Annotated in this window: 22 protein-coding genes; 9 read left to right on the forward strand and 13 right to left on the reverse strand. The window is 68.4% G+C overall.

What is annotated here, in order from left to right; all coding sequences use genetic code 11:
* Positions 1-61: 61 nt before the first annotated feature.
* A complete protein-coding gene (locus tag FHS98_RS01150; protein WP_243847798.1) occupies positions 62-1,360 on the forward strand; it encodes an MFS transporter in 1,299 nt (432 codons plus the stop codon).
* A gap of 211 nt (positions 1,361-1,571) precedes the next feature.
* Complete coding sequence (locus FHS98_RS01155) at positions 1,572-2,471, forward strand: ROK family protein (RefSeq protein WP_208401899.1); 900 nt, start codon at positions 1,572-1,574, stop codon at positions 2,469-2,471.
* 4 nt (positions 2,472-2,475) lie between these two features.
* Here FHS98_RS01155 and leuD read toward each other — a convergent pair whose 3' ends face one another.
* Together leuD and leuC are read right to left on the reverse strand one after the other, a co-directional pair.
* Positions 2,476-3,075, reverse strand: coding sequence for a 3-isopropylmalate dehydratase small subunit (leuD, locus tag FHS98_RS01160; protein WP_167098570.1), 600 nt, complete (start codon positions 3,073-3,075; stop codon positions 2,476-2,478).
* Entirely contained in the window at positions 3,075-4,511 is a 1,437-nt protein-coding gene (gene leuC / locus FHS98_RS01165) for a 3-isopropylmalate dehydratase large subunit (RefSeq protein WP_167098573.1), read from the reverse strand. Before leuC ends, leuD begins: the two co-directional genes overlap by 1 nt.
* Before the next feature lie 147 nt (positions 4,512-4,658).
* Here leuC and FHS98_RS01170 point away from each other — a divergent pair, with 147 nt between their 5' ends.
* From FHS98_RS01170 to ilvD, 3 genes are all read left to right on the forward strand, one after another.
* A complete protein-coding gene (locus FHS98_RS01170; protein ID WP_167098577.1) occupies positions 4,659-5,438 on the forward strand; it encodes an enoyl-CoA hydratase-related protein in 780 nt (259 codons plus the stop codon).
* Positions 5,438-5,734, forward strand: a complete 297-nt coding sequence (locus FHS98_RS01175) for a putative quinol monooxygenase (RefSeq protein ID WP_167098580.1) — start codon at positions 5,438-5,440, stop codon at positions 5,732-5,734. Before FHS98_RS01170 ends, FHS98_RS01175 begins: the two co-directional genes overlap by 1 nt.
* 75 nt (positions 5,735-5,809) lie before the next feature.
* Positions 5,810-7,663, forward strand: a complete 1,854-nt coding sequence (gene ilvD, locus FHS98_RS01180; RefSeq protein ID WP_167098583.1) for a dihydroxy-acid dehydratase — start codon at positions 5,810-5,812, stop codon at positions 7,661-7,663.
* 108 nt (positions 7,664-7,771) lie between these two features.
* Here ilvD and FHS98_RS01185 read toward each other — a convergent pair whose 3' ends face one another.
* The 3 genes from FHS98_RS01185 to FHS98_RS01195 are packed head-to-tail and all read right to left on the reverse strand — an operon-like array spanning position 7,772 to position 9,418.
* Positions 7,772-8,464: an HAD family hydrolase gene (locus FHS98_RS01185; protein ID WP_167098586.1), complete on the reverse strand. Its 693-nt coding sequence runs from the start codon at positions 8,462-8,464 to the stop codon at positions 7,772-7,774.
* Between the two features lies 1 nt (position 8,465).
* Positions 8,466-8,933, reverse strand: a complete 468-nt coding sequence (locus FHS98_RS01190; RefSeq protein WP_341786002.1) for a cytidine deaminase — start codon at positions 8,931-8,933, stop codon at positions 8,466-8,468.
* Between the two features lie 2 nt (positions 8,934-8,935).
* Positions 8,936-9,418 (reverse strand): UPF0262 family protein, encoded by a 483-nt coding sequence (locus tag FHS98_RS01195; RefSeq protein ID WP_167098589.1) that lies wholly within the window; start codon positions 9,416-9,418, stop codon positions 8,936-8,938.
* A gap of 159 nt (positions 9,419-9,577) precedes the next feature.
* Between FHS98_RS01195 and FHS98_RS01200 the strand changes: the two genes are divergently transcribed.
* Positions 9,578-11,098 carry a replicative DNA helicase gene (locus FHS98_RS01200; RefSeq protein WP_167098592.1) on the forward strand — a complete coding sequence of 507 codons (1,521 nt, stop codon included), beginning with the start codon at positions 9,578-9,580 and terminating at the stop codon, positions 11,096-11,098.
* Entirely contained in the window at positions 11,095-11,514 is a 420-nt protein-coding gene (locus FHS98_RS01205; RefSeq protein ID WP_167098595.1) for a nuclear transport factor 2 family protein, read from the forward strand. The genes FHS98_RS01200 and FHS98_RS01205 overlap by 4 nt, the downstream gene beginning before the upstream one ends.
* A 49-nt stretch (positions 11,515-11,563) precedes the next feature.
* Here the strand turns inward: FHS98_RS01205 and FHS98_RS01210 are convergent, their stop codons facing one another.
* The 8 genes from FHS98_RS01210 to FHS98_RS01245 all read right to left on the reverse strand — a co-directional run bounded on the left by FHS98_RS01210 (position 11,564) and on the right by FHS98_RS01245 (position 19,144).
* Positions 11,564-12,100, reverse strand: coding sequence for a hypothetical protein (locus tag FHS98_RS01210; protein WP_167098598.1), 537 nt, complete (start codon positions 12,098-12,100; stop codon positions 11,564-11,566).
* 99 nt (positions 12,101-12,199) lie between these two features.
* Positions 12,200-12,970: a phosphoadenylyl-sulfate reductase gene (locus FHS98_RS01215; RefSeq protein ID WP_167098604.1), complete on the reverse strand. Its 771-nt coding sequence runs from the start codon at positions 12,968-12,970 to the stop codon at positions 12,200-12,202.
* Complete coding sequence (locus tag FHS98_RS01220) at positions 12,963-13,388, reverse strand: DUF934 domain-containing protein (protein WP_167098609.1); 426 nt, start codon at positions 13,386-13,388, stop codon at positions 12,963-12,965. The genes FHS98_RS01215 and FHS98_RS01220 overlap by 8 nt, the downstream gene beginning before the upstream one ends.
* Positions 13,381-15,015, reverse strand: coding sequence for a nitrite/sulfite reductase (locus tag FHS98_RS01225; RefSeq protein WP_167098614.1), 1,635 nt, complete (start codon positions 15,013-15,015; stop codon positions 13,381-13,383). Before FHS98_RS01225 ends, FHS98_RS01220 begins: the two co-directional genes overlap by 8 nt.
* A gap of 1 nt (position 15,016) precedes the next feature.
* Entirely contained in the window at positions 15,017-15,313 is a 297-nt protein-coding gene (locus tag FHS98_RS01230; protein WP_167098618.1) for a DUF2849 domain-containing protein, read from the reverse strand.
* Positions 15,310-16,101 carry a uroporphyrinogen-III C-methyltransferase gene (gene cobA / locus FHS98_RS01235; protein WP_167098622.1) on the reverse strand — a complete coding sequence of 264 codons (792 nt, stop codon included), beginning with the start codon at positions 16,099-16,101 and terminating at the stop codon, positions 15,310-15,312. The genes FHS98_RS01230 and cobA overlap by 4 nt, the downstream gene beginning before the upstream one ends.
* Positions 16,102-16,275: 174 nt before the next feature.
* Entirely contained in the window at positions 16,276-17,688 is a 1,413-nt protein-coding gene (gene astD / locus FHS98_RS01240) for a succinylglutamate-semialdehyde dehydrogenase (RefSeq protein ID WP_167100217.1), read from the reverse strand.
* Positions 17,689-17,734: 46 nt separating this feature from the next.
* Positions 17,735-19,144, reverse strand: coding sequence for a protein adenylyltransferase SelO family protein (locus tag FHS98_RS01245; RefSeq protein ID WP_167098625.1), 1,410 nt, complete (start codon positions 19,142-19,144; stop codon positions 17,735-17,737).
* Positions 19,145-19,181: 37 nt separating this feature from the next.
* Here FHS98_RS01245 and FHS98_RS01250 point away from each other — a divergent pair, with 37 nt between their 5' ends.
* Positions 19,182-20,069, forward strand: a complete 888-nt coding sequence (locus tag FHS98_RS01250) for an alpha/beta fold hydrolase (protein WP_167098628.1) — start codon at positions 19,182-19,184, stop codon at positions 20,067-20,069.
* A 52-nt stretch (positions 20,070-20,121) separates the two neighbouring features.
* Positions 20,122-21,264 carry a glycosyltransferase gene (locus FHS98_RS01255; RefSeq protein WP_167098631.1) on the forward strand — a complete coding sequence of 381 codons (1,143 nt, stop codon included), beginning with the start codon at positions 20,122-20,124 and terminating at the stop codon, positions 21,262-21,264.
* The last annotated feature ends 55 nt before the right edge of the window (positions 21,265-21,319 follow it).

The raw sequence follows: 21,319 nt of genomic DNA on the forward strand, positions 1-21,319 counted from the left end.
GCGCAACCTCCGCCGGCCGATCGCTTGTCCGGCGGTCGGCCAAAAGCTCACAGGAGGAGAGATGCAGAGTCGTTCCGCGGCGGGTGCGTTGCCCGCGTTCATTACCGTTACCTGCCTCTTCTTCGCCTGGGGCTTCATCACCTCCAACAATGACCCGCTGATCGCGGCGCTGCGCGGCATCTACAGCCTGAGCCGCGCCGAGGCGATGCTGACCCAGTTCGCCTTCTTCCTGGCCTATGGCGTCTTCTCGCTGCCCGCCGCCGCCGTGCTCGGCCGGCTGGGGCCGAGCCGCACGATCATGGCGGCGCTCGGCGTGATGATCCTCGGCTGCCTCATCGTGCTCGCGGCGTCTGCGGCGCGGACCTACGCGCTGGTGCTGGTGGCGCTGTTCACGCTGGCGGCGGGCATCACCGCGCTCCAGGTGGCGGCGAACCCGCTCGCGGCGGCGCTGGGCGCGCCCGAAAAGTCCCACTTCCGGCTCACGCTGGCGCAGGCGTTCAACTCGCTCGGCGTGGTGCTGGGCGTGCATCTGGGCTCGTCGCTGATGCTGTCGGGCGACGTGTTCAAGGATGGCGGTGCCACCATCACCGACGAAGCCTCGCGCGTCGCGGGCCTCGGCGCGGTCAACCACGCCTTCCTCATCATCGCGGCCTTCCTGCTGGCGCTCGGGCTGCTGATCTTCGTGATGCGCCACCGCATCGAGAATGCCGTGCCGCATCGTGGCGGAGCGGGCGCCACGGGCGAGAATGCCTCGCCGCTGGCCGCGCTGCGCTCCGGCTGGGCGCTGGCGGGGGCGCTGACGATCTTCCTCTATGTCGGCTCGGAAGTGTCGATCGGTTCGATCATGATTAACTTCCTCAACCAGCCGGAGGTGCTGGGCGTCAGCCTGCTCGTCGCGGGCGGGATGCTGGCCAACTATTACTGGGGCGGCGCGCTGGTCGGTCGTTTCATCGGCAGCGGCCTGCTGGCGGTGTTCCCGGCGCCGATCCTGCTCGCGGTGATGGTCGCGGCGGCGGGGCTGCTGTCGCTGGCGGCCTTCACGCTGAGCGGCCCGGCGGCGGCCTGGTGCGCGCTCAGCATCGGCCTGTTCAACTCGATCATGTTCCCGACCATCTTCACGCTGACCCTCCAGCGATCGTCCGCGCCGGCCTCGGCCACGTCGGGCCTGCTGTGCGTCGCGATCTTCGGCGGGGCGGTTCTGCCGATCGTCGCCGGCAAGATCGCGGATGTGACGGGCGGCTTCGGCCATGCCTTCATCGTGCCGGTGATCGGCTATGCCGGAATCTTCATCTTCGCGCTGGCGGCGGCGCGGGTGAAGGGCGCGGAACATGCCACCGTGGCGCTGCCCGCGGGGCACTGATCCGGGCACCATCCGGGGCAAGAAGGAAGGGCCTCGCCGCACCGTTGCGGCGGGGCCTTTTCATTTGTGATCCGCTTCCCTCGAAATTCTTCTTTCAATTTTAGTTTTTTTCCCGGAGAGGAGAGGGACGGTCTGCTCATAAATGAGCGATCATGGTCATGAGCCCGAAGACGCGAGGATGAATGCCTGAGTATCAGTGGGATTCCGTTCGATGAGCGTGCTGGCGGCGGGCGTCGAACTGGGCGGCACGAAATGCGTATGCGTGCTGGCCACCGGGCCGGGCGGGGTTGTCGCGGAGGAGCGCGTCCCTACCACCAGCCCTGAGGAAACGCTGTCCGCGATTGAGCGCGTGCTCGACCGATGGCAGGCGGAGAGCGGGTTCGCGGCGCTGGGGCTGGCCTGTTTCGGGCCGTTGCAGCTCAAGCCGGGCGCGCCCGACTATGGCTATATCACCGCCACGACCAAGCCGGGCTGGCGCAACACCGACGTCGCGCGGCGGCTCGGCAGCCGCTACGGCGTGCCGACCGCGATCGATACGGACGTGTCGGGCGCGGCGCTGGCGGAGGGGCGCTGGGGCGGGGCGCAGGGGCTCTCCTCCCATGCCTATATCACGGTCGGCACCGGCGTCGGCGCCGGGATCATCGTCAATGGCCGCCCGGTGATGGGCATCGGCCATGCCGAGGCCGGCCATATGCGTGTTCCCCGCTTTCCGGGCGACGATTGGAAGGGCGCCTGCACGTTCCACGGCGATTGCGTCGAGGGCCTCGCCTCGGGCTTCGCGGTGGAGCAGCGGACGGGCAGGAATGGCGGCGAATTGCCGGCCGATCATGTCGTCTGGTCGATGGTGGCCCATGCCATCGCCGGGCTTTGCCATAATCTCGTGATGGGATCGGTGCCCGAGCGTATCCTGATCGGCGGCGGAGTCGCGACCAAGCAGCCGCAGATCCTGCCGATGGTGCGCGCGATGCTGGTCGAGAGCCTCGCGGGCTATGGCGACGCGGTGGCGCTGTCCTCGCAGATCGAACGCTATATCGCGCCCCCGGCGCTCGGCGATCAGGCCGGGCCGATGGGCGCGATCGCGCTGGCGATGGACGCGCTCGCCGCCGCCTGACGGCTCAGGCGGCCTTCGCGGCCCCTTCGACCCACGGCGTATCGAGATGCGCCTTCGCCTCATGCGCGGCGATGGCGGCATCCAGTTCGAGCGTGATGCCGATCTCGTCGAGGCCCTTCAGCAGGCAATCCTTGCGGAAGGGATCGATCTCGAAGCGGAAGCGATCCTGATAGGGGGTCGTCACCGTCTGGTGTTCGAGATCGATCGAGATGGGATGGTCCTTCGCCACCTCCATCAGCCGGTCGACCTCCTCCTGCGGCAGCACGACGGTCAGGATGCCGTTCTTGAAGGCATTGCCGGCGTGGATGTCGGAGAAGCCCGGCGCGATCACGGCGCGGATGCCCATGTCCGCCATCGCCCAGGCCGCGTGCTCGCGGCTGGAGCCGCAGCCATAATTGTCGCCCGCGATCAGGATCGGTGCGCCCTTGTAGCGTTCGTCGTCGAACACATTGCCGGGCTCGGCGCGGATCGTCTCGAAGGCGCCCTTGCCGAGGCCCTCGCGCGTCACCGTCTTGAGCCAGTGGGCAGGGATGATGATGTCGGTGTCGATGTTCGGGCGGCCGAGCGGGTAGGCCTTGCCCTCGATGGTGTCGATGGCCTGCATCAGGCGAACTCCCTCACATCTGTCAGGTGGCCGGTGACGGCCGCGGCGGCGGCCATGGCGGGGGAGAGCAGATGCGTGCGCGATCCCGGCCCCTGCCGCCCGACGAAATTGCGGTTGGAGGTGGAGGCGCAGCGCTCGCCGGCCGGCACCTTGTCCGGGTTCATGGCGAGGCACATCGAGCAGCCCGGCTCGCGCCATTCGAAGCCCGCCTCGATGAAGATGCGGTCGAGCCCCTCGGCCTCGGCCTGACGCTTCACGAGCCCTGAGCCCGGCACCACCATCGCCTGCTTCACATTGGCCGCGACATGGCGGCCCTGCGCGATGGCGGCGGCGGCGCGGAGATCCTCGATGCGGCTGTTGGTGCAGCTTCCGATGAAGATGCGGTCCACCGCCACATCCTGCATCCGCGTGCCCGGCGTGAGGCCCATATAGGCCAGCGACTTCTCGGCCGCGGCACGGCGCGCCGGATCGGCGAGATCGGCCGGATCGGGGACGATGCCCGTGATCGAGACGACATCGTCCGGGCTCGTGCCCCATGTCACCAAGGGCGCGATGCTGGTCGCGTCGATGACGATCGTCTTGTCGTAGGTCGCGCCCGGATCGGTGGCGAGCGTGCGCCACCACGCCACGGCCTTGTCCCAATCCGCCCCCCTGGGCGCGCGGGGCTTATCCTTGAGATAAGCGAAGGTCTTGTCGTCGGGCGCGACGAGGCCGGCGCGGGCGCCTGCCTCGATCGACATGTTGCAGACGGTCAGCCGCCCCTCGATCGACATCTCGCGGAACACCGAGCCGGTATATTCCGCGACATAGCCAGCCCCGCCGCCCGCGCCCAGCGCGCCGACGATGGCGAGCGCCACGTCCTTGGGCGTCACGCCCGGCCCCAGCGGACCATCGACGCGCACCTCCAGCGATTTCGAGCGCTTCAGCAGCAGCGTCTGCGTGGCGAGCACATGCTCCACCTCCGACGTGCCGATGCCGAAGCCGAGCGCGCCTAGCGCACCATGGCTCGCGGTGTGGCTGTCGCCGCAGACGACGGTGGTGCCGGGCAGGGTGAAGCCCTGCTCCGGGCCGATGACGTGGACGATGCCCTGCTCGGGTGCCAGCGCGTCGATGAACTCGACGCCGAATGCGGCGGTGTTGCGCGTCAGCGCCGACAATTGCTCGGCGGATTGGGCGTCGGCGATCGGCAGGGGCTTCCCCTGCGCGTCAGCTCTCGCCGTGGTGGGCAGGTTATGGTCCGGCACCGCAAGCGTGAGATCGGGGCGGCGCACCGTGCGACCGGCCGCGCGAAGGCCGTCGAAGGCCTGCGGGCTCGTCACCTCATGGACGAGGTGACGGTCGATATAGAGGAGGGCGGTGCCGTCCTCGCGCTGCGAGACGACATGCGCGTCCCAGATCTTCTCGTAGAGCGTGCGGGGTTTGGACTCGGTTGCCATAATGCCGGTGCCTCTAGCGCGGGTGCGCGCGCTTGTCTCCGTTTATGTCCTTGTGGGCGTGATAGGCGGAATATTCGTGCGTCGAACGACGGTTCCCTTGACCGCGCCGACGCGCTACGCTTTCCGTAAACGTAAAGGAGAGGGCGGATGACCGTGCAACTCGGCGAAGGCATCGAAACCATCGAATCCGGCGGCATCATCGAGCTGCACCTCGATCGGGCGGACAAGAAGAACGCGCTGACCGCGTGCATGTATCGCACCATGACGGCGGCGCTGGGCGAGGCATCTCAGCGGGCGGACATCGACGCGGTGCTGATCGCGGGCAAGGGCGACGCCTTCTGCGCGGGCAACGACCTCAAGGATTTCCTCGCCGGGCCGGAAGGCGGGCAGGCCGCGTTCGAATTCATCCGCGCCATCGCGGCCTTCGGGAAGCCGATCGTCGCGGCGGTGCAGGGCCTCGCGGTGGGGGTCGGCACGACGATGCTGTTCCATTGCGACCTCGTCTATGCCGCGCCGGACGCGCGCTTCGTGATGCCTTTCGTCAATCTCGGCATCGTGCCGGAGGCGGCCTCCAGCCTGCTCGCGCCGATGCGGATGGGGCATGCCAAGGCGGCGTCGATGCTGCTGCTCGGCGAGCCGATGGATGCGGTGGGTGCCGACAAGGTCGGTCTGGTGACGGGCATCGTGGTGGCGAGCGACCTGCTCGCCGTCGCCCGCGCCAAGGCGGCGGCGCTGGCGGCCAAGCCTCCGCAGGCGCTCGCGCACACGCGGCGGTTGATGAAGGGCGATATCGTTCCCATTCTTGAGCGGATCGAGGAAGAGGCCCGCCTGTTCCGCGAGACCATGCAGTCGGCGGAGGCACGCGAGGCCTTCACCGCCTTCTTCGAGAAGCGCCCCCCCAATTTCCGTCGCGAAGGAAAGCCGTAATGCCCGTCAAGATCGTCGCGTTCCTCACCCCGAAGCCCGGCCGCGAAGCCGATCTGGACACCGCCGTCCGCGCCGCCGTCGCGGGCGCGCGCACCGAGCCCGGCAATCTGCGCTACGACGCGTGGCGCGAGAAGGACGGCGTGCGGATCGTCATCGACGAACTCTATGTCGACCATGACGCGGTCGAGGCGCATCGCAACGCCGCCCACTACATCGCTTTCCGGGGCGCGGCGGGCGATCTGCTGGCCGGGCCGCCCGAGGTTACGGTCGTCGAGGAGATCGATGTCGTCGCGTAATATCATTTCAATTGATGGTTGACATTTCGACCTAAGGTTGCGCAAGGCCGGTCCTCATTCACCTGAGGACCGTCCATGCCCGCCTATCGTTCCCGTACCACCACCCATGGCCGCAACATGGCCGGCGCGCGCGGTCTGTGGCGCGCCACGGGGATGAAGGACGAGGATTTCGGCAAGCCGATCATCGCCGTCGTCAACAGCTTCACCCAGTTCGTGCCGGGCCATGTCCATCTGAAGGACTTGGGCCAGCTCGTCGCCCGCGAGATCGAGGCGGCGGGCGGAGTCGCCAAGGAATTCAACACCATCGCTGTCGATGACGGCATCGCCATGGGCCATGGCGGGATGCTCTATTCGCTGCCCAGCCGCGAGCTGATCGCGGACAGCGTGGAGTATATGGCCAACGCCCACTGCGCCGATGCGCTGGTCTGCATCTCCAACTGCGACAAGATCACGCCGGGGATGCTGATGGCGGCGCTGCGGCTCAACATCCCGGCGGTGTTCGTCTCGGGCGGGCCGATGGAGGCCGGCAAGGTCGTGGTGAAGGGCAAGGAGGTCGCGCTCGATCTGGTCGATGCGATGGTGGCCGCCGCCGACGATCATTTCTCCGACGAGGAGGTGAAGTCGATCGAGCGTTCGGCCTGCCCCACCTGCGGCTCCTGTTCGGGCATGTTCACGGCCAATTCGATGAACTGCCTGACGGAAGCGCTGGGGCTGTCGCTGCCGGGCAATGGCTCGACGCTCGCCACCCATGCCGATCGCGAGAAGCTGTTCCGCGAGGCGGGGCATCTGATCGTCGATCTCGCCAAGCGCTGGTACGAGCAGGACGACGCGACTGCGCTGCCGCGCGGCATCGCCACCTTCGCGGCGTTCGAGAATGCGATGAGCCTCGATATCGCGATGGGCGGCTCGACCAACACCGTGCTCCACCTGCTCGCCGCCGCGCAGGAGGCGGGGGTGGACTTCACCATGGCCGATATCGACCGGCTCTCGCGCCGGGTGCCCTGTCTCTGCAAGGTCGCGCCGGCCAAGCAGGACGTCCATATGGAGGATGTCCACCGCGCGGGCGGGATCATGGCGATCCTCGGCGAGCTGGAGCGCGGCGGGCTGATCGACGCCTCGCAGCCGACCGTCCATGCCCCGACGCTGGGCGATGCGCTCGCCCGCTGGGATATCGGGCGGACCAACAGCGAGGATGTCCGCACCTTCTTCCGCGCGGCGCCGGGTGGGGTTCCGACGCAGACCGCCTTCAGCCAGTCCGCGCGCTGGAAGGAACTGGACACCGATCGCAAGGGCGGCGTGATCCGCTCGGCGGAGCATCCCTTCTCGAAGGATGGCGGGCTCGCCGTGCTGTTCGGCAATCTCGCGCCCGAAGGCTGCATCGTGAAGACGGCGGGCGTGGACGAGAGCATCCTCACCTTCCGGGGCGCGGCGCGCGTCTATGAGAGCCAGGATGCGGCGGTGGCCGGCATCCTCGGCAATCAGGTGGTCGCGGGCGACGTGGTGGTGATCCGCTACGAAGGGCCGAAGGGCGGGCCGGGGATGCAGGAGATGCTCTATCCGACCAGCTATCTGAAATCGAAGGGGCTCGGCAAAGCCTGCGCGCTCATCACCGACGGGCGCTTCTCGGGCGGAACGTCGGGGCTGTCGATCGGCCATGTCTCGCCCGAAGCGGCCGAGGGCGGCCTCATCGCGCTGGTCGAGACGGGCGATCCGATCCTGATCGACATCCCCAACCGCGTGATCCGCGTCGATCTCGACGAGGCCGTGCTGGCCGGGCGCCGCGCCGCGATGGAGGCGAAGGGCGCCAAGGCGTGGAAGCCGTTCGGCCGCAAGCGCGAGGTGTCGCCGGCGCTCCGGGCCTATGCGGCGATGACGACGAACGCCGCGCGCGGTGCGGTGCGCGATGTGAGCCAGGTGGAGCGGGGCTGAGCCAGCCCCCGGACCGTCATGCCGGACTTGCTCCGGCATCCAGAGCCGCAAGCGATACCGCCTGACGCTCTGGACCCTGGATCAGGTCCGGGGTGACGGAGGAGGGGCTTAGAGCGTCGCGATCCAGTCGCCGAGATGGGCGAGATGGCTCAATCGGCGATAGCGCTCGTGACCGACGGGTTCGTCGGCCCGCTCATGCTCCCAGACGATATCGTGGGGCACATAGGCCGCGAACGCGCCCGCCGAGAGCGCGGGCAGCACGTCGGAGCGCAGCGAGTCGCCCACCATCACCGCCTGCTCGGGCGCAACGCCGTGGCGGGCGAACAGGCGACGATAGGTGTCGGCATTCTTGTCGCTGACGATCTCCACGCCCGAGAAGCGATCGCCGAGGCCGGAGGCGGCGAGCTTCGTCTCCTGATGCAGCAGGTCGCCCTTGGTGACGAGCACCAGCCGGGCATGGCTGCCCAGCCTGTCCAGCGCCTCCTCGATGCCGGGGAACAGCTCGATCGGATGGGCGAGCAACTGCCTCCCGGCGGCGAGGATGTCGGCGATGGTGCGATCCGTGAGCTTGTCGCCGGCCAGCTCCAGCGCCGTCTCGATCATCGAGAGGGTGAAGCTCTTGGCGCCATAGCCGTAGAGCTTGAGATTGCGGATCTCGATGGCGGTGAGCTGCTCGCGGCTGACGCCCGCGTCGGCGAAGGGCGCGAGCAGGTCCGCGAAGATCGCCTGCGTCGCGTCGAAGTGCCGCATATTGTGCCACAGCGTGTCGTCGGCATCGAGGCAGATCAGCTCGATGGCCATCTCAGGCGAGCCCCAGATCGGCCGGCCCGAACGCATGGGGCAGCAGCGCCGAGAGCATGTGCCGCTCCACCGTCACGCCATCCGCCGAGGCGCAGAAGACGGGCAGGTCGCGCCCGCCCATCTGCGCCGCTTCGTTCAACACCTGACGGCAGCGGCCGCACGGGCCGACGGGCTTGTCCCCGGTGGGAAGGCCGTCCGCGCCCTTCATGCCGCCGATCACCGCCACGGCGATCACGTCCGCCAGTCGCCCCTCGGCGTTCGCCGTCGCCAGTGCGACCGTCTCGGCACAGAGCGACAGGCCATAGCTCGCATTCTCGAAATTGGTGCCGGTGACGATCGACCCGTCCGTCATCAACAGCGCCGCGCCCACCGCGAAGCGCGAGTAAGGCGCGTGTGCATGACGCGCGGCCGCCCGCGCCGCGTCGACCAGAACCGCGACGCCCACTTCTTCCACCGAAACTTCCGTCACTTCTATCCCCGGATATGCAGCACGCAGATCAGCGTGAAGAGCCGCCGCGCGGTATCGAAATCAAGTTCGATCTTGCCGTCCAGCCGCTCGCGGAGCAACTCGGCGGCGTCGTTGTGGAGCCCCCGGCGTGCCATGTCGACCGTTTCGATCTGCTGCGGCGTCTGTTGACGAACCGCCTGATAGTAACTGTCGCAGATCGCGAAATAATCTTTGATCGAGCGGCGGAAGCGCATCATGCCGAGCCCGATCGTTTCGATCGGCGATCCGTCGCCGCGCTGGATATCGATCGCGAGCCGCCCTTCCTCGACGCGCAGCGCCACCTTGTATGGGCCTTCATAGCCATCCGACGCGGGGCGTAAGGGCTTGAAATAATTGTCGTTCAGTAGGTCGAGCAGGGCAACCTTGCGCTCCTGCTCGATGTCCGCGTTGCGCCACAGGATCGTGCGCTCGTCGAGCGTGATATCGATGATCCGCGGGTCACTCATGCGGCCTTGGGTATCGGGTCCGGCAGCGCTTGGCGAGAGGCCTGTTATCCACCGTTTGGGCAGAAGTCTGTGGATGGAATCGTGGGTCGATTCGCTTTGGGCGGGGATATCCCTGTGCGTGCGGCTTGAGCCCGAGGGCAGACGGGCGGATGAAGGGGGATGGCCGAAGCTTATCGAATCGTCCCGCCCGCCGGAGAGGCGGAAGCACCTGCATTGCCCCAGAACATCGAGGCCGAGGCCGCGCTGCTGGGCGCGATGATGATCGACAACCGGCTGTGCGAGGACGTGCAGGTGAAGCTGCGCGCGGAGCATTTCTTCGAGCCGCTGCACGGCCGCATCTACGAGCAGATCCTGCGGCTGGTCGACAGGAACATGATCGCCAACCCGGTGACGCTCCGCCCGCTATTCGAGGCGGATGAGGCGATGAAGCAGCTCGGCGGCCCGGCCTATCTGGCGCAGCTCACCGGATCGGGCGCGGCGTTGATCGGTGCGCGGGACTTCGCGATGCAGATCTATGACCTCGCGCTGCTGCGCGCGCTGGTCGGCGTCGGGCGCGGCATGGTCGAGAGCGCGATGGACACCTCCGACGAGGTCGATCCCAAGACGCAGATCGAGCAGGCCGAAGTCGCGCTCTACAAGGTGGCGGAGGAGGGCGGCGAGCAGGGCTCGACCAAGAGCTTCCTCCAGGCCGCCACCGAGGCCGTGAAGAATGCCGAGCGCGCGCTGAACAGCGGCGGCCATGTCTCGGGCATCACGACGGGCCTCGACAGCCTCAACGCCAAGATGGGCGGCCTGCATCGCTCGGACCTCATCATCCTCGCCGGGCGCCCCGGCATGGGCAAGACCTCGCTCGCCACCAACATCGCCTTCAACGCCGCCCAGCGGCTGATGCGCGACAAGGAGGACGGCATCGGGATGGAGAAGTCGCTCGGTGCCGGCACCGCCTTCTTCAGCCTCGAAATGTCGGCGGATCAGCTCGCCACGCGTATCCTCGCGGAAAGCTCGGGGATCAGCGGCGAAAGCCTGCGCATGGGCCGGATCAGCCAGCATGATTTCCGCAACCTCGCCCGCGCGGCGGCCGAGCTGGAGACGCTGCCGCTCTATATCGACGATACGCCGGGCCTCACCATCGCGGCGCTGCGCACCCGTGCGCGTCGGCTCAAGCGCCAGCGCGGCATCGATCTCATCATCGTCGACTATCTCCAGCTCCTGTCGGGCTCGGGGCGTGGCGGCGAGGCGAACCGCGTGCAGGAAATCTCCGAAATCTCGCGCGGCCTGAAACAGCTCGCCAAGGAACTGCATGTCCCCGTGATCGCGCTCTCGCAGCTCAGCCGTCAGGTCGAGCAGCGCGAGAACAAGCGGCCGGTGCTCTCCGATCTTCGTGAATCGGGCTCGATCGAGCAGGACGCCGATCTCGTGCTGTTCGTGTATCGCGAGGAATATTACGTCAACTTCACCAAGCCGACCGAGCCCGGCCCCGACACAGGCGAGATGGACCCCGTGAACATCGCCTATCGGGAGTGGCAGCGTAAGATGGAGCAGGTCCATGGCGTCGCGGAAGTGGTGGTCGCCAAGTCCCGTCACGGCTCCACCGGCACGGTGCCGGTGAAGTTCGACGCCAAGATCACGCGCTTCTCCGATCTGGTAGATTCGGGCTACGTCGTCCCGGATTTCGAATGATCGCGCTGGCCGCCCTGCTGCTCGCCGCCGCCGCGCCCGACGCGCAGCGCGGCACGCTGGCGGAGGCGGCGCGGGCCTTCGACGATGCGCAATTCCATCATGACCGGGCCGCGCTGGAGCGTTTCCTCGCGCCCGATTTCCTGTTCGTGACGGGTAAGGGCGAGGCGCTCGGCCGTGACGGCTTCATCGCCGGCGCGACGACGCCGGGCGAGGTTCTGGAGCCGTTCGTCATCACGCATCACCGGGTCGAGCCGCAGGGCGCCGATGGCGGCGTGGTCAGCGGCGAGGGGATCGAGCGCGGCACGCAGGACGGGAAGCCCTTCGTCTCGCACTTCCGCTATGTGGATGCGTTCGCGCGGCGGCACGGCCGCTGGGTCGTCGTCTACACGCAGGTGACGAGCCTGCCGCGCCCCTGAGCGCGGTAGCCGCTCCGTCCACATCAGAGGACGAAGCGGCCGGGAAGTATCACGCGAAACTGTTGACCAGCATCGAGCCGAGGCGGCCCGCCGTGCTGCCGGCGGCCCCGTACAGGCTGTTCGACGACACCGCCGAGCGCAGGCTGGAGACGAAGGAACTCAGCCTGTCGACCGCGCTGTTCGCATCGCCGGCGACGGTGGCGAACGGGTCGGTCGACGTCGTGGATGAGGCTGTGCTCGTGGGATCGGTGCCGTCGTCCGAGAAGAGGCTGTCGAGCGCCGATGCCCCGCCGCCGCCATGGGCGTGGTGGGCATGGCCGGCATGGGCCTTGGCGAACAGGCCCTTCAGCTCGGTCGCCTGATCGGTGGTGAGCTTGCCGGTCGACACCTCGTTGTCGATGGCGCTGCTCACCTGATCCTTCATCGAGCCGGCGGATGTGCCGGCCGACTGGATCGCCTTGCCGATATCGCCGATCGCCGACGATAGCGCCGACTGATCGCCCGACGGGATGGTGCCCGCCGTCACTTGCTTCTGGAGAAGGGCCTGGATGCCCGATCCCCAGCTATTGCCTGAAATACTCGTCATTGCGGGTTGCTCCCCCGAGACCCTGAAAACTCCCGGAGCGGCTTCTCGCAGAAAATCCTAAAGCTTCCGTTGATCCGGTCGTAACTGGATTGGATGGGCTCAGAAGCTCGGCTGGTTCGGCCCTTCGGCGGGGGTGTGGATGCCGCATTCCACCTTGTCCCACCCGCGCCAGCGGCCCGCGCGGGAGTCTTCGCCTTCCTGCACGACGCTGGTGCAGGGCGAGCAGCCGATCGAGGGATAGCCCTCGGCCTCCAGCGGGTGGCGGGGCAGGTCGTGGGCCTCGAAATAGGCGTCGAGATCGGCCTTGGTCCAGCCGGCGAGCGGGTTGACCTTGATCCGGCCGGCGGCGTCGCTCGTGTCCATCTCGAAGGACGGGATGTGCGTGCGCGTGGCCGACTGGAAGCCCTTGCGGCCCGAGACCGTGGCGTCGAAATCGGCGAGCGCGCGGGTCAAGGGTTGGACCTTGCGGATCTCGCAGCAGCCGTCCGGGTCGTAGGACCAGCGCAGCTCCGTCGCGTCGCGGGCCGCGAGCCGCTCGGCATCGGGACGGATGGTGCGGACGTCGGTGAGGCCAAGGCGCTCGGTGAGCTGGTCGCGATAGGCGAGCGTCTCGGGGAAGTGCTTCAGCGTATCGAGGAAGATCACCGGCGTCGCCGGATCGATGCTGGCGACCATGTGGAGCAGCACCGCCGATTCCGCCCCGAAGGACGAGACCACCGCCGTGCGGCCGGTCAGCCTCTCGATCAGTGCCGCGCGGAGCAGGTCGGCGGGGGCCGCATTGGCGAAGCGCGTGTTGAGGCGGATCACGTCGGCGGGCGTGTGGCGCGGGCCGGTCTCGATCACGTCGCGCGTGCGCACCGCCTCAGCCACGGCGCAGCGCCCAGACGGGCGCCCTCCCGTCCTCGGCCTTCTGGTAGGAGAAGGGGTAGCGGCGGAAGGCCCGCTCGACGGCGGCGGGATCGAGCGGCTTGTCCGGCGCGAAGGCGTCGAAGCCGCAGCGGCGCATATGGGCGACCTGATCGATCAGCACGTCGCCCGCGGCGCGAAGCTCGCCCCTGTAGCCCGCCTCGCGCAGGATCGAGGCGGCCGAATAGCCGCGCCCGTCGCGGAAGGTGGGGAAGGCGATCTCGATCAAGGCCAGCCGGTCGAGATAGGGGATGAGGGCGCGCGCGTCCTCGTCCGATTCCAGGCGCACGGCGGTGGCGTTGGTCTGGTCGAGGAAGGCGTCGAGCGTGACGGCCGGCTCCTCATGCTCGCTATCGTCGCGATAGCGCAGGGCCTCAACCATAGATGGCCTCCTTGAAGGGCTCGAAGCCGACGCGGCGATAGGTGTCGAGGAAACGCTCGCCCGGCTCGCGGACGGCGCGATACTTGTCGAGCGTGCGCTCGATCGCGTCGACCACGCCGTCTTCGTCGAAGCCGGGGCCGGTGATGCGGCCGAGGCTCGCATCCTCCGCGCCCGATCCGCCGAGCAGGAGCTGGTAGTTCTCGGTGCCCTTTCGGTCGACGCCGAGGATGCCGATATGGCCGGCATGGTGGTGGCCGCAGGCGTTGATGCAGCCCGATATCTTGAGCTTCAGCTCGCCGAGGTCGCGCTGGCGGTCGAGGGGCGCGAAACGCTCGGCGATCTTCTGCGCGAGCGGGATCGAGCGGGCGTTGGCGAGCGAGCAATAATCGAGGCCGGGGCAGGCGATGATGTCGCTGATGAGATCGAGATTCGCGGTGGCGAGCCCGGCCTCCTTCAGCGCCTGCCAGACGGCGTACAGATCGGCCTTCTTCACATGCGGCAGCGTGATGTTCTGCGCGTGGGTGACGCGCAGTTCGTCGAAGCTGTAGCGCTCGGCGAGGCTGGCCATCACTTCCATCTGCTCGGCGGAGGCATCGCCGGGGATGCCGCCGACCGGCTTCAGGCTGATCGTCGCGATCGCATAGCCGGGCTGCTTGTGGGCAACGATGTTCTGGTCGACCCACGCCTTGAACTCGGGGTCCGACAGGTCGATGTCGTCCGACAGGCCCTCTTCCCACGCCGGGGGCGTGAAATAGGCGGCGATGCGGTCGAACTCGCTCATCGGCGGATCGAGGCCGAGCGTCTTCACATGCGCCCATTCCTCCTCGACCTGACGGGCGTACTCTTCAGCGCCGATCTCGTGGACGAGGATCTTGATGCGCGCCTTGTAGATGTTGTCGCGCCGGCCGTAGCGATTGTAGACGCGCAGGCAGGCTTCCAGATAGCTCAGGAAATGCTCGGCGGGGAGGAACTCGCGGATCAGCGGCGCGATCATCGGCGTGCGCCCGATGCCGCCGCCGACGAACACCTTGAAGCCGAGCGCGCCTGCCTCGTTGCGGACGATCTGGACGCCGATATCGTGCAGCCGCATCGCCGCGCGATCCTCGTCCGAGGCGATGATCGCCACCTTGAACTTGCGCGGCAGGTAAGTGAACTCCGGGTGGAAGCTCGACCATTGGCGCAGCAGCTCGGCCCAGGGGCGCGGATCGGTGATCTCGTCTGCGGCGGCACCGGCATATTGATCCGACGTGGTGTTGCGGATGCAGTTGCCGCTCGTCTGGATCGTGTGCATCTCCACGGTCGCCAGCTCGGCGAGGATGTCGGGTGCGTCCTTCAGCTCGATCCAGTTGAACTGGAGGTTCTGGCGCGTGGTGAAGTGGCCGTAGCCGCGATCATATTTGCGCGCGATATGCGCCAGCATCCGCACCTGACGGCTGTTCAGCGTGCCATAGGGCACGGCGATGCGCAGCATATAGGCGTGGAGCTGGAGGTAGAGGCCGTTCATCAGCCTCAGCGGCTTGAACTGGTCCTCGCTCATCGCGCCTGAGAGGCGGCGGGCCACCTGATCGCGGAAATCCTCGACGCGGGCGTCGACGATGGACTGGTCGAACTGGTCGTAGCGGTACATGTCAGATCACCCAGCTTCCGGTCGCGGGATCGATGGGAACGCGGTTGAGGTCGAGCCGCACCGTGGGGCCACGGGCGCGGATGCGATCCTTGATGTGGGCGGGGCGGGGGCCTCGCTCGGTCATCTCGGCGTCGATGATGTAGGGCGCGTTGACGCGGCGCGAGGCTTCCTCGCGGGCGATCAGGGCGGCGCCATTCTCGCCCACCTCGGCGGCATCCTCGACATGGCGGGTCCAGCCTTCGCCGTCCCACCACACCACGTCGCCGGTGGGGAGGTCGTTTCCGGTCGCGATCTTCATGCGTTCATCGCCTCTGCCTGACTGGCGAGCGTCGCGAGGCGGTTCTCCGCGTCGGACAGCACCACCACTTCGCCCACGACGATGATCGCCGGGCTTTCGACCTTTTCGCGTTCCACCATGTCGCCCAGATCCGCCAGCAGCGTGCGGACGGCGCGGTGGCCCGGCAGCGTGCCCTTCTCGATGATCGCGACGGGGAGCGCCGGATCGACGCCGTCCGCCATCAGCTTGTCCGCGATCGCGCCGGCATTGGCGACGCCCATGTAGATCACGAGCGTGCGGCCCTTGCCGGCGAGGCCGGACCAGTCCTGCTCGGAGAGGCCCTTGCACTGGCCGGCGACGAAGCTGACCGCGCTCGACCAGTCGCGGTGGGTCAAGGGCAGCATCGCCTCCGCCGCGCAGCCGAGCGCCGCCGACACGCCGGGGATCACCTCGACGGGCAGGCCCGCCGCGCGGACCTCCTCGACCTCCTCGCCGCCGCGGCCGAAGACGAAGGGATCGCCGCCCTTCAGCCGCACCACGATCGAGCCCGAGCGGACATGCGCGATGATGAGCGCGTTGATCGCCTCCTGCGGCAGCGTGTGGCGCGCGCGCTTCTTGGCGACCGAGATGCGCTGGGCATGTTCGGGCGCATAATCGAGTACGCGCGGATCGATCAGGCCGTCATGAACCACGACGTCGCACGAACGCAGCGCCTCCACGGCCTTGAGCGTGAGGAGGCCGGGATCGCCGGGGCCGGCGCCGACAAGGATGACGCGCCCGCGCGCGGAGGGGTCCAACAGGGATGTCATGGTGCGGGAGATGGGGCAGGATGCGCCGCGTCACAACCGAAAGCATCTTGGGACCGGGCTAGAAGAGCTTGGGGCGGCGCGCCTCTTCCCCGTCACCCCGGACTTGATCCGGGGGCCAGAGCGACAGGCGTCGTGCGTGTGGTTTCGTCAGGGTGACGGGAGGAACGCGCCGTGTCAGGCCTCGCGCAGGCCCACGCCGATCGAGGCGCGGATCGTCTCCGCCTCGCCCGAGACGACCGGATAGGCGCAGTAATCCGCCGCATAATAGGCGCTGGGGCGGTGGTTGCCGGAAAGCCCGATGCCGCCGAAGGGGGCGTTGGAGGGCGCGCCGTTGGTCGGCCGGTTCCAGTTGATGATGCCAGCGCGGACGACCGACCAGAAACGTTCGTAGAGTGCCGGCTGATCGGTGATGAGCGAGGCGCACAGGCCGTATCGGGTGGCGTTGGCCTCGGTCAGCGCGGCGTCGAAATCGGGCACGCGGACCATCTGGAGGATCGGGCCGAACAGTTCCTCGTCGGTGCGCTTCTCGATATCGGTGACGTCGATCAGGCCGGGGGTGAGGAAGGGGCGCTCGGCATCCGGGCGCTGGAGGTGGTGGATCGGGCGGCCACCGCGCATGATGAGATCGAGCCACGCATTCTGGAGATGATCGGCGGCTTCGTTGTCGATCACCGGACCCATGAAGGGTGCGGGCTGGGCCAGCGGTCCGTCGATGACGAGGCGGCCGACGATCCTGGCGATCTCCTCCAGCAGCGGCTCGTGCATTCCGTCGCGCACGATCAGCCGGCGCGCGGAGGTGCAGCGCTGGCCGGCCGTGAGATAGGCGGACTGCACGCACAGGATCGCGGCGGCGTGGAGGTGCGGCGTCTCCCACACGACGATCGGGTTGTTGCCGCCCATTTCGAGCGCCAGCATCTTGTGCGGCGTCTCGGCGAACTGGCGGTGCAGCGCATGGCCCGCGCGCGCCGAGCCGGTGAAGAGGACGCCGTCGACGCCGGGATGGCGGGCGAGCGCCTGACCCGTCTCCGGCCCGCCGGGGAGCAGTCGGAGGCAGCCTTCGGGAATCCCCGCCTCATGGAAGCACTGGACGAGGAAGGCGCCCGAGGCCGGGGCCTTCTCGGATGGCTTGAACACCACCGCATTGCCGGCCATCAGCGCCGGGACGATGTGGCCGTTGGGGAGATGTGCCGGGAAGTTGAACGGCCCCAGCACCGCCAGCACGCCATGCGGCTTGTGGCGCAGCGCCGTGCGGGACTGCATCGCCCCTTCGAGCTTCCGCTGCGACGTCCGCTCCGAATAGGCGCTGACCGAGATATCCACCTTGGCGATCACCGATTGCACCTCGGTGAGCGCCTCCCACAGCGGCTTGCCCGTCTCGCGCGCGATCAGCTCGGCGAAGGCGTCGGCGCGCGAGCGGATCATGTTGGCGACGCGGCGCAGCGCCTCGATGCGCACGGTGAGCGGCCGGGCGGCCCATTCCGCCCACGCGCCGCGCGCCATCGCCACCTCGGCGTCGGGATCGCCTTCCACGCCCTTCCAGAGCGTGGCGCCGGTGGCGGGTTCGGTCGAAATCAGCATGGGTGGAATTGCTCGCCTGTCCAATTGCTTACCCAGCATCCTTTGCCATGCCCGGTCAAGGGCGCGGCGATGCCATGGCCTCTCCCATACGACGGATATCCTTCACTTTTCGTTCCAGTCCCGACCAGTCGTCGGCGTCCGCGATCGGCGCCCAGATCGCCTCCACCTCCTCGATATGCATCGAGCAGGGAGCAGGGTCGGCCCAATAGGGATGATCGAGCGTGACCGCGGGCTCATAGGCCGCGACCGCCTCGACGAAGGGGTGGAAGACGGGATGGTCATAGGCCGCCTCGTCCGGCGAGGGACCGCGCCGCGCACCGCCGCGCCAGTCGAAGAAGAAGCGGTCGATGGTGACCGTGTTCTGCTGGAGCGCGCGGGCGATCGCGTCGGTGAGGGCGATGTCCTTCGCCTCGCTGCGGGGGGCGACGCCGAGCCGCTTCAGCATCGCCTCCGCCAGCGCCTGCTCGTAAAGTGCGGGGAAGCGATCGAGGATCGGCGCCAGCGCGTCGACCGGCTCCATCGCGGTGAGCGAGAGGGCGAGCTGCGCCACGTCCCAATGGATCGCCTGCGGCTGCCGCCCGAAGGCATAGAGGCCGGTCTGGTCGAAATAGGCGGCCGTGAAGCTCAGATCCCAATAGGGCGTGAAGCGCCAGGGGCCATAATCGAAGCTCTCCGCCGTGATCGCGATATTGTCGCTGTTGAGCACGCCATGCACGAAGCCCGCCGCCATGTAGGAGGCCGCCAGCCGCGCCGTCCGCCCGACCACCAGTTCGTAGAGACGGAGCGCCGGATGGTCGCCGGGCTCCTCGCCATGGAGTTCGCGGAGTGCATAGCGGACCAGCGCCTCGGTGCCCGCCGCGTCGTTCAGAGTGGCGAGGCGCTGGAAGCTGCCGATGCGGATATGGCCGTGCGAAAGCCGCACCAGCACCGCCGAGCGGGTGGGGGAGGGCTCGTCGCCGCGATGGAGCGCTTCGCCCGTCTCGATCAGCGAGAAGGTCCGCGAGGTGTTGACGCCCAGCGCCTCCAGCATCTCGGTGGCGAGGATTTCGCGCACGCCGCCCTTGAGCGTCAGCCGCCCGTCGCCGAAGCGGCTCCACGGCGTCTGGCCGGAGCCCTTGGTGCCGAGGTCCATGAGCCGGCCCGCCTGATCGCGCATCTGGGCGAAGAGGAAGCCGCGCCCGTCGCCCAGCTCGGGGTTGTACTGGCGGAACTGGTGGCCGTGATAGCGCAGCGCCAGCGGTTGGGGCAGCGAGCCCTCGAAGGCGCGGAAGCGGCCGAAACGCTCGATCCACTCGGCGTCGCTCAGGCCCGAAAGCCCTACCTCCGCCGCCGCGCGATCGTTGCGGAAGCGCAGGATGGCCGCCGGGAAATCGGCCGCCGTCACGGGATCGTAGAATGCGTCGCCCAGAGAGAGGATGCGCGCCTCGGGGCGGAAGGCGGAGGATGCTTGCGGGGAGGGTGCCATGCCGCGATATGGGGCGCGCCGCGCATGGGAGACAAGCATGGCCGTATCACAGCCTTACGAAGACGGTTGGTGGCAGACGACCGACGGGCTCAAGCTCCACTACCGCGATTATCCCGGCGGGCCGGAAGCGGAGGGGCGTCCGCCGATCCTGTGCGTCCCCGGCCTCACCCGTAACGCGCGCGATTTCGAGGGCGTCGCCGAGCGGCTGTCGCCCGCATGGCGCGTGATCGCGATCGATCTGCGCGGCCGGGGCGAGAGCCCGCCGGCGCCCGATTCCTCCATCTATGCGCCGCCGTCCTATGTGCTGGACATCGCCGCGCTGTTCGTGACGCTGAAGCTCGACAAGGTGGTGCTGTTCGGCACCTCGCTCGGCGGCATCCTCGCCATGCTGATCGCGGCGACCACGCCCGAGCGGCTGGCGGGCGTGCTGCTCAACGATGTCGGGCCGGTGATCGATCCGGCGGGCATGGCGCGCATCCGCGGCTATGTCGGCAAAAGCGCGAGCTGGCCGACCTGGCTCCACGCCGCCCGCGCGCTCGCCGAGGCGCAGCGCGACGTCTATCCCCGATACGAGCTGCGCGACTGGCTGGCGATGGCGAAGCGCGTGTGCCGGCTCACCTCGGCGGGGCGGATCGTGTTCGATTACGACATGCGCATCGCCGAGCCGATCCGCGAGGCTCCGGCAGACGCGCCGCCGGTCGACCTGTGGCCGGCGTTCGAGGCGCTGGCGGGCCGCCCGGTCGCGCTGCTGCGCGGCGCGCGGAGCGATCTGCTGAGCGCGGCGACGGCGGACGAGATGGCGCGGCGCCTGCCGGGCCTCGATGTCACCACCATCGCGGATGTCGGCCATGCCCCGGCGCTGGACGAACCGGAGTCCGATGCGGCAATCGACAGGCTGCTCGATCGTATCATCGCAGGACAATAGGACGATCAGCCACCTTCGGTTCATCGCCCGAATGGCATAAGCCATTAGGGTCATGTCGGTACGAGTCCTTCATCTCCATTCGACCTTTTCGCTGGGTGGGAAGGAGGCGCGTGCGGTTCGGCTGATGAATGCCTTCGGCGCATCGGCGGAGCATGTGGTGCTGAGCGCGGTTCCCGGCGCCCTGGGCGCGCGGGATGCGATCGATCGGGGCATGGCCGTCCGCTTTCCGGGCAGCGACGAGGCGCCCTCGCTCGCGGGGCGTCCGGGCCTCGCCCGCTATCGCCAGCTCGCCCGCTACATGACGGGCTTCGATCTCGTGCTCAGCTATAATTGGGGCTCGATGGACGGCGTGATGGCGCATCGCCTTCATGCGCGGGGCATGGGGCTGCCGCCGCTGGTCCATCATGAGGACGGCTTCAACGCCGACGAACTGGCCCGGCAGAAGCGCTCGCGCATCCTGTTCCGGCGCCTTGCGCTGGGCTCCGCCTATCGCACGGTGGTGCCGTCCGCCCGGCTGGAGCGGATCGCCCGGATCGACTGGGGCCGCCCCGCCGCGCGCATCCGCCGCATTCCCAACGGCGTGCCGCTGGAGCGCTATGCCGGCCAGCCCGAGCCGGATGCCATCCCCGGCTTCCGCCGCGCCTCGGGCGACGTGGTGGTGGGCACCATGGCGGGCCTGCGCGCGGTGAAGAACCTGCCGCGCCTCGTCCGCATGTTCGCGCGATCGGGGCAGGGCGGGCGGCTGGTGATCGTCGGCGAGGGGCCGGAGCGCGACGCGGTGCTTGCCGCGGCGCGGGCCGAGGGCGTGGCGGACCGGCTGCTGCTGCCCGGCTTCCTGCCGGACGCGGCGCGCTATGTGGGGCATTTCGATATCTTCGCGCTGTCCTCCGACAGCGAGCAGTTCCCGATCTCGCTGGTCGAGGCGATGGCGGCCGGCCTGCCGGTGGTGGCGACCGAGGTGGGCGACGTCGCCTCGATGGTGGCGCCGGGCAACCGCCGCTACATCGTGCCGCCGGAGGACGAGCCCGGCCTCGCCGAGGCGCTGGGCCGGCTCGTCGCCAGCCGCGATCTGCGCCACAGGCTCGGTTCCGCGAACCGTCAGATCGCGTGGGGGCGCTATGGCGAGGAGGCGATGATCGGGGCCTATCGGACGCTCTATGAGGAAGCCATGGGCCGCCCCGGGGCGTTATCCTGACATCAAGGCAATATTAAGGAGCGCAATCCCGCGCTTCCTGCTAAAGACCCGCCGG

It is taken from the genome of Sphingomonas oligoaromativorans (assembly GCF_011762195.1).
Taxonomy (GTDB): Bacteria; Pseudomonadota; Alphaproteobacteria; order Sphingomonadales; family Sphingomonadaceae; genus Solisphingomonas; species Solisphingomonas oligoaromativorans.

Excerpts from the sequence above, each read along its gene's own strand:
- FHS98_RS01150 (WP_243847798.1), top strand. The coding sequence starts at position 62 with ATGCAGAGTCGTTCCGCGGCGGGTGCGTTGCCCGCGTTCATTACCGTT.
- FHS98_RS01155 (WP_208401899.1), top strand. The coding sequence starts at position 1,572 with ATGAGCGTGCTGGCGGCGGGCGTCGAACTGGGCGGCACGAAATGCGTA.
- leuD (WP_167098570.1), bottom strand. The coding sequence starts at position 3,075 with ATGCAGGCCATCGACACCATCGAGGGCAAGGCCTACCCGCTCGGCCGC.
- leuC (WP_167098573.1), bottom strand. The coding sequence starts at position 4,511 with ATGGCAACCGAGTCCAAACCCCGCACGCTCTACGAGAAGATCTGGGAC.
- FHS98_RS01170 (WP_167098577.1), top strand. The coding sequence starts at position 4,659 with ATGACCGTGCAACTCGGCGAAGGCATCGAAACCATCGAATCCGGCGGC.
- FHS98_RS01175 (WP_167098580.1), top strand. The coding sequence starts at position 5,438 with ATGCCCGTCAAGATCGTCGCGTTCCTCACCCCGAAGCCCGGCCGCGAA.
- ilvD (WP_167098583.1), top strand. The coding sequence starts at position 5,810 with ATGCCCGCCTATCGTTCCCGTACCACCACCCATGGCCGCAACATGGCC.
- FHS98_RS01185 (WP_167098586.1), bottom strand. The coding sequence starts at position 8,464 with ATGGCCATCGAGCTGATCTGCCTCGATGCCGACGACACGCTGTGGCAC.
- FHS98_RS01195 (WP_167098589.1), bottom strand. The coding sequence starts at position 9,418 with ATGAGTGACCCGCGGATCATCGATATCACGCTCGACGAGCGCACGATC.
- FHS98_RS01200 (WP_167098592.1), top strand. The coding sequence starts at position 9,578 with ATGGCCGAAGCTTATCGAATCGTCCCGCCCGCCGGAGAGGCGGAAGCA.
- FHS98_RS01205 (WP_167098595.1), top strand. The coding sequence starts at position 11,095 with ATGATCGCGCTGGCCGCCCTGCTGCTCGCCGCCGCCGCGCCCGACGCG.
- FHS98_RS01210 (WP_167098598.1), bottom strand. The coding sequence starts at position 12,100 with ATGACGAGTATTTCAGGCAATAGCTGGGGATCGGGCATCCAGGCCCTT.
- FHS98_RS01220 (WP_167098609.1), bottom strand. The coding sequence starts at position 13,388 with ATGGTTGAGGCCCTGCGCTATCGCGACGATAGCGAGCATGAGGAGCCG.
- FHS98_RS01225 (WP_167098614.1), bottom strand. The coding sequence starts at position 15,015 with ATGTACCGCTACGACCAGTTCGACCAGTCCATCGTCGACGCCCGCGTC.
- FHS98_RS01230 (WP_167098618.1), bottom strand. The coding sequence starts at position 15,313 with ATGAAGATCGCGACCGGAAACGACCTCCCCACCGGCGACGTGGTGTGG.
- cobA (WP_167098622.1), bottom strand. The coding sequence starts at position 16,101 with ATGACATCCCTGTTGGACCCCTCCGCGCGCGGGCGCGTCATCCTTGTC.
- FHS98_RS01245 (WP_167098625.1), bottom strand. The coding sequence starts at position 19,144 with ATGGCACCCTCCCCGCAAGCATCCTCCGCCTTCCGCCCCGAGGCGCGC.
- FHS98_RS01250 (WP_167098628.1), top strand. The coding sequence starts at position 19,182 with ATGGCCGTATCACAGCCTTACGAAGACGGTTGGTGGCAGACGACCGAC.
- FHS98_RS01255 (WP_167098631.1), top strand. The coding sequence starts at position 20,122 with ATGTCGGTACGAGTCCTTCATCTCCATTCGACCTTTTCGCTGGGTGGG.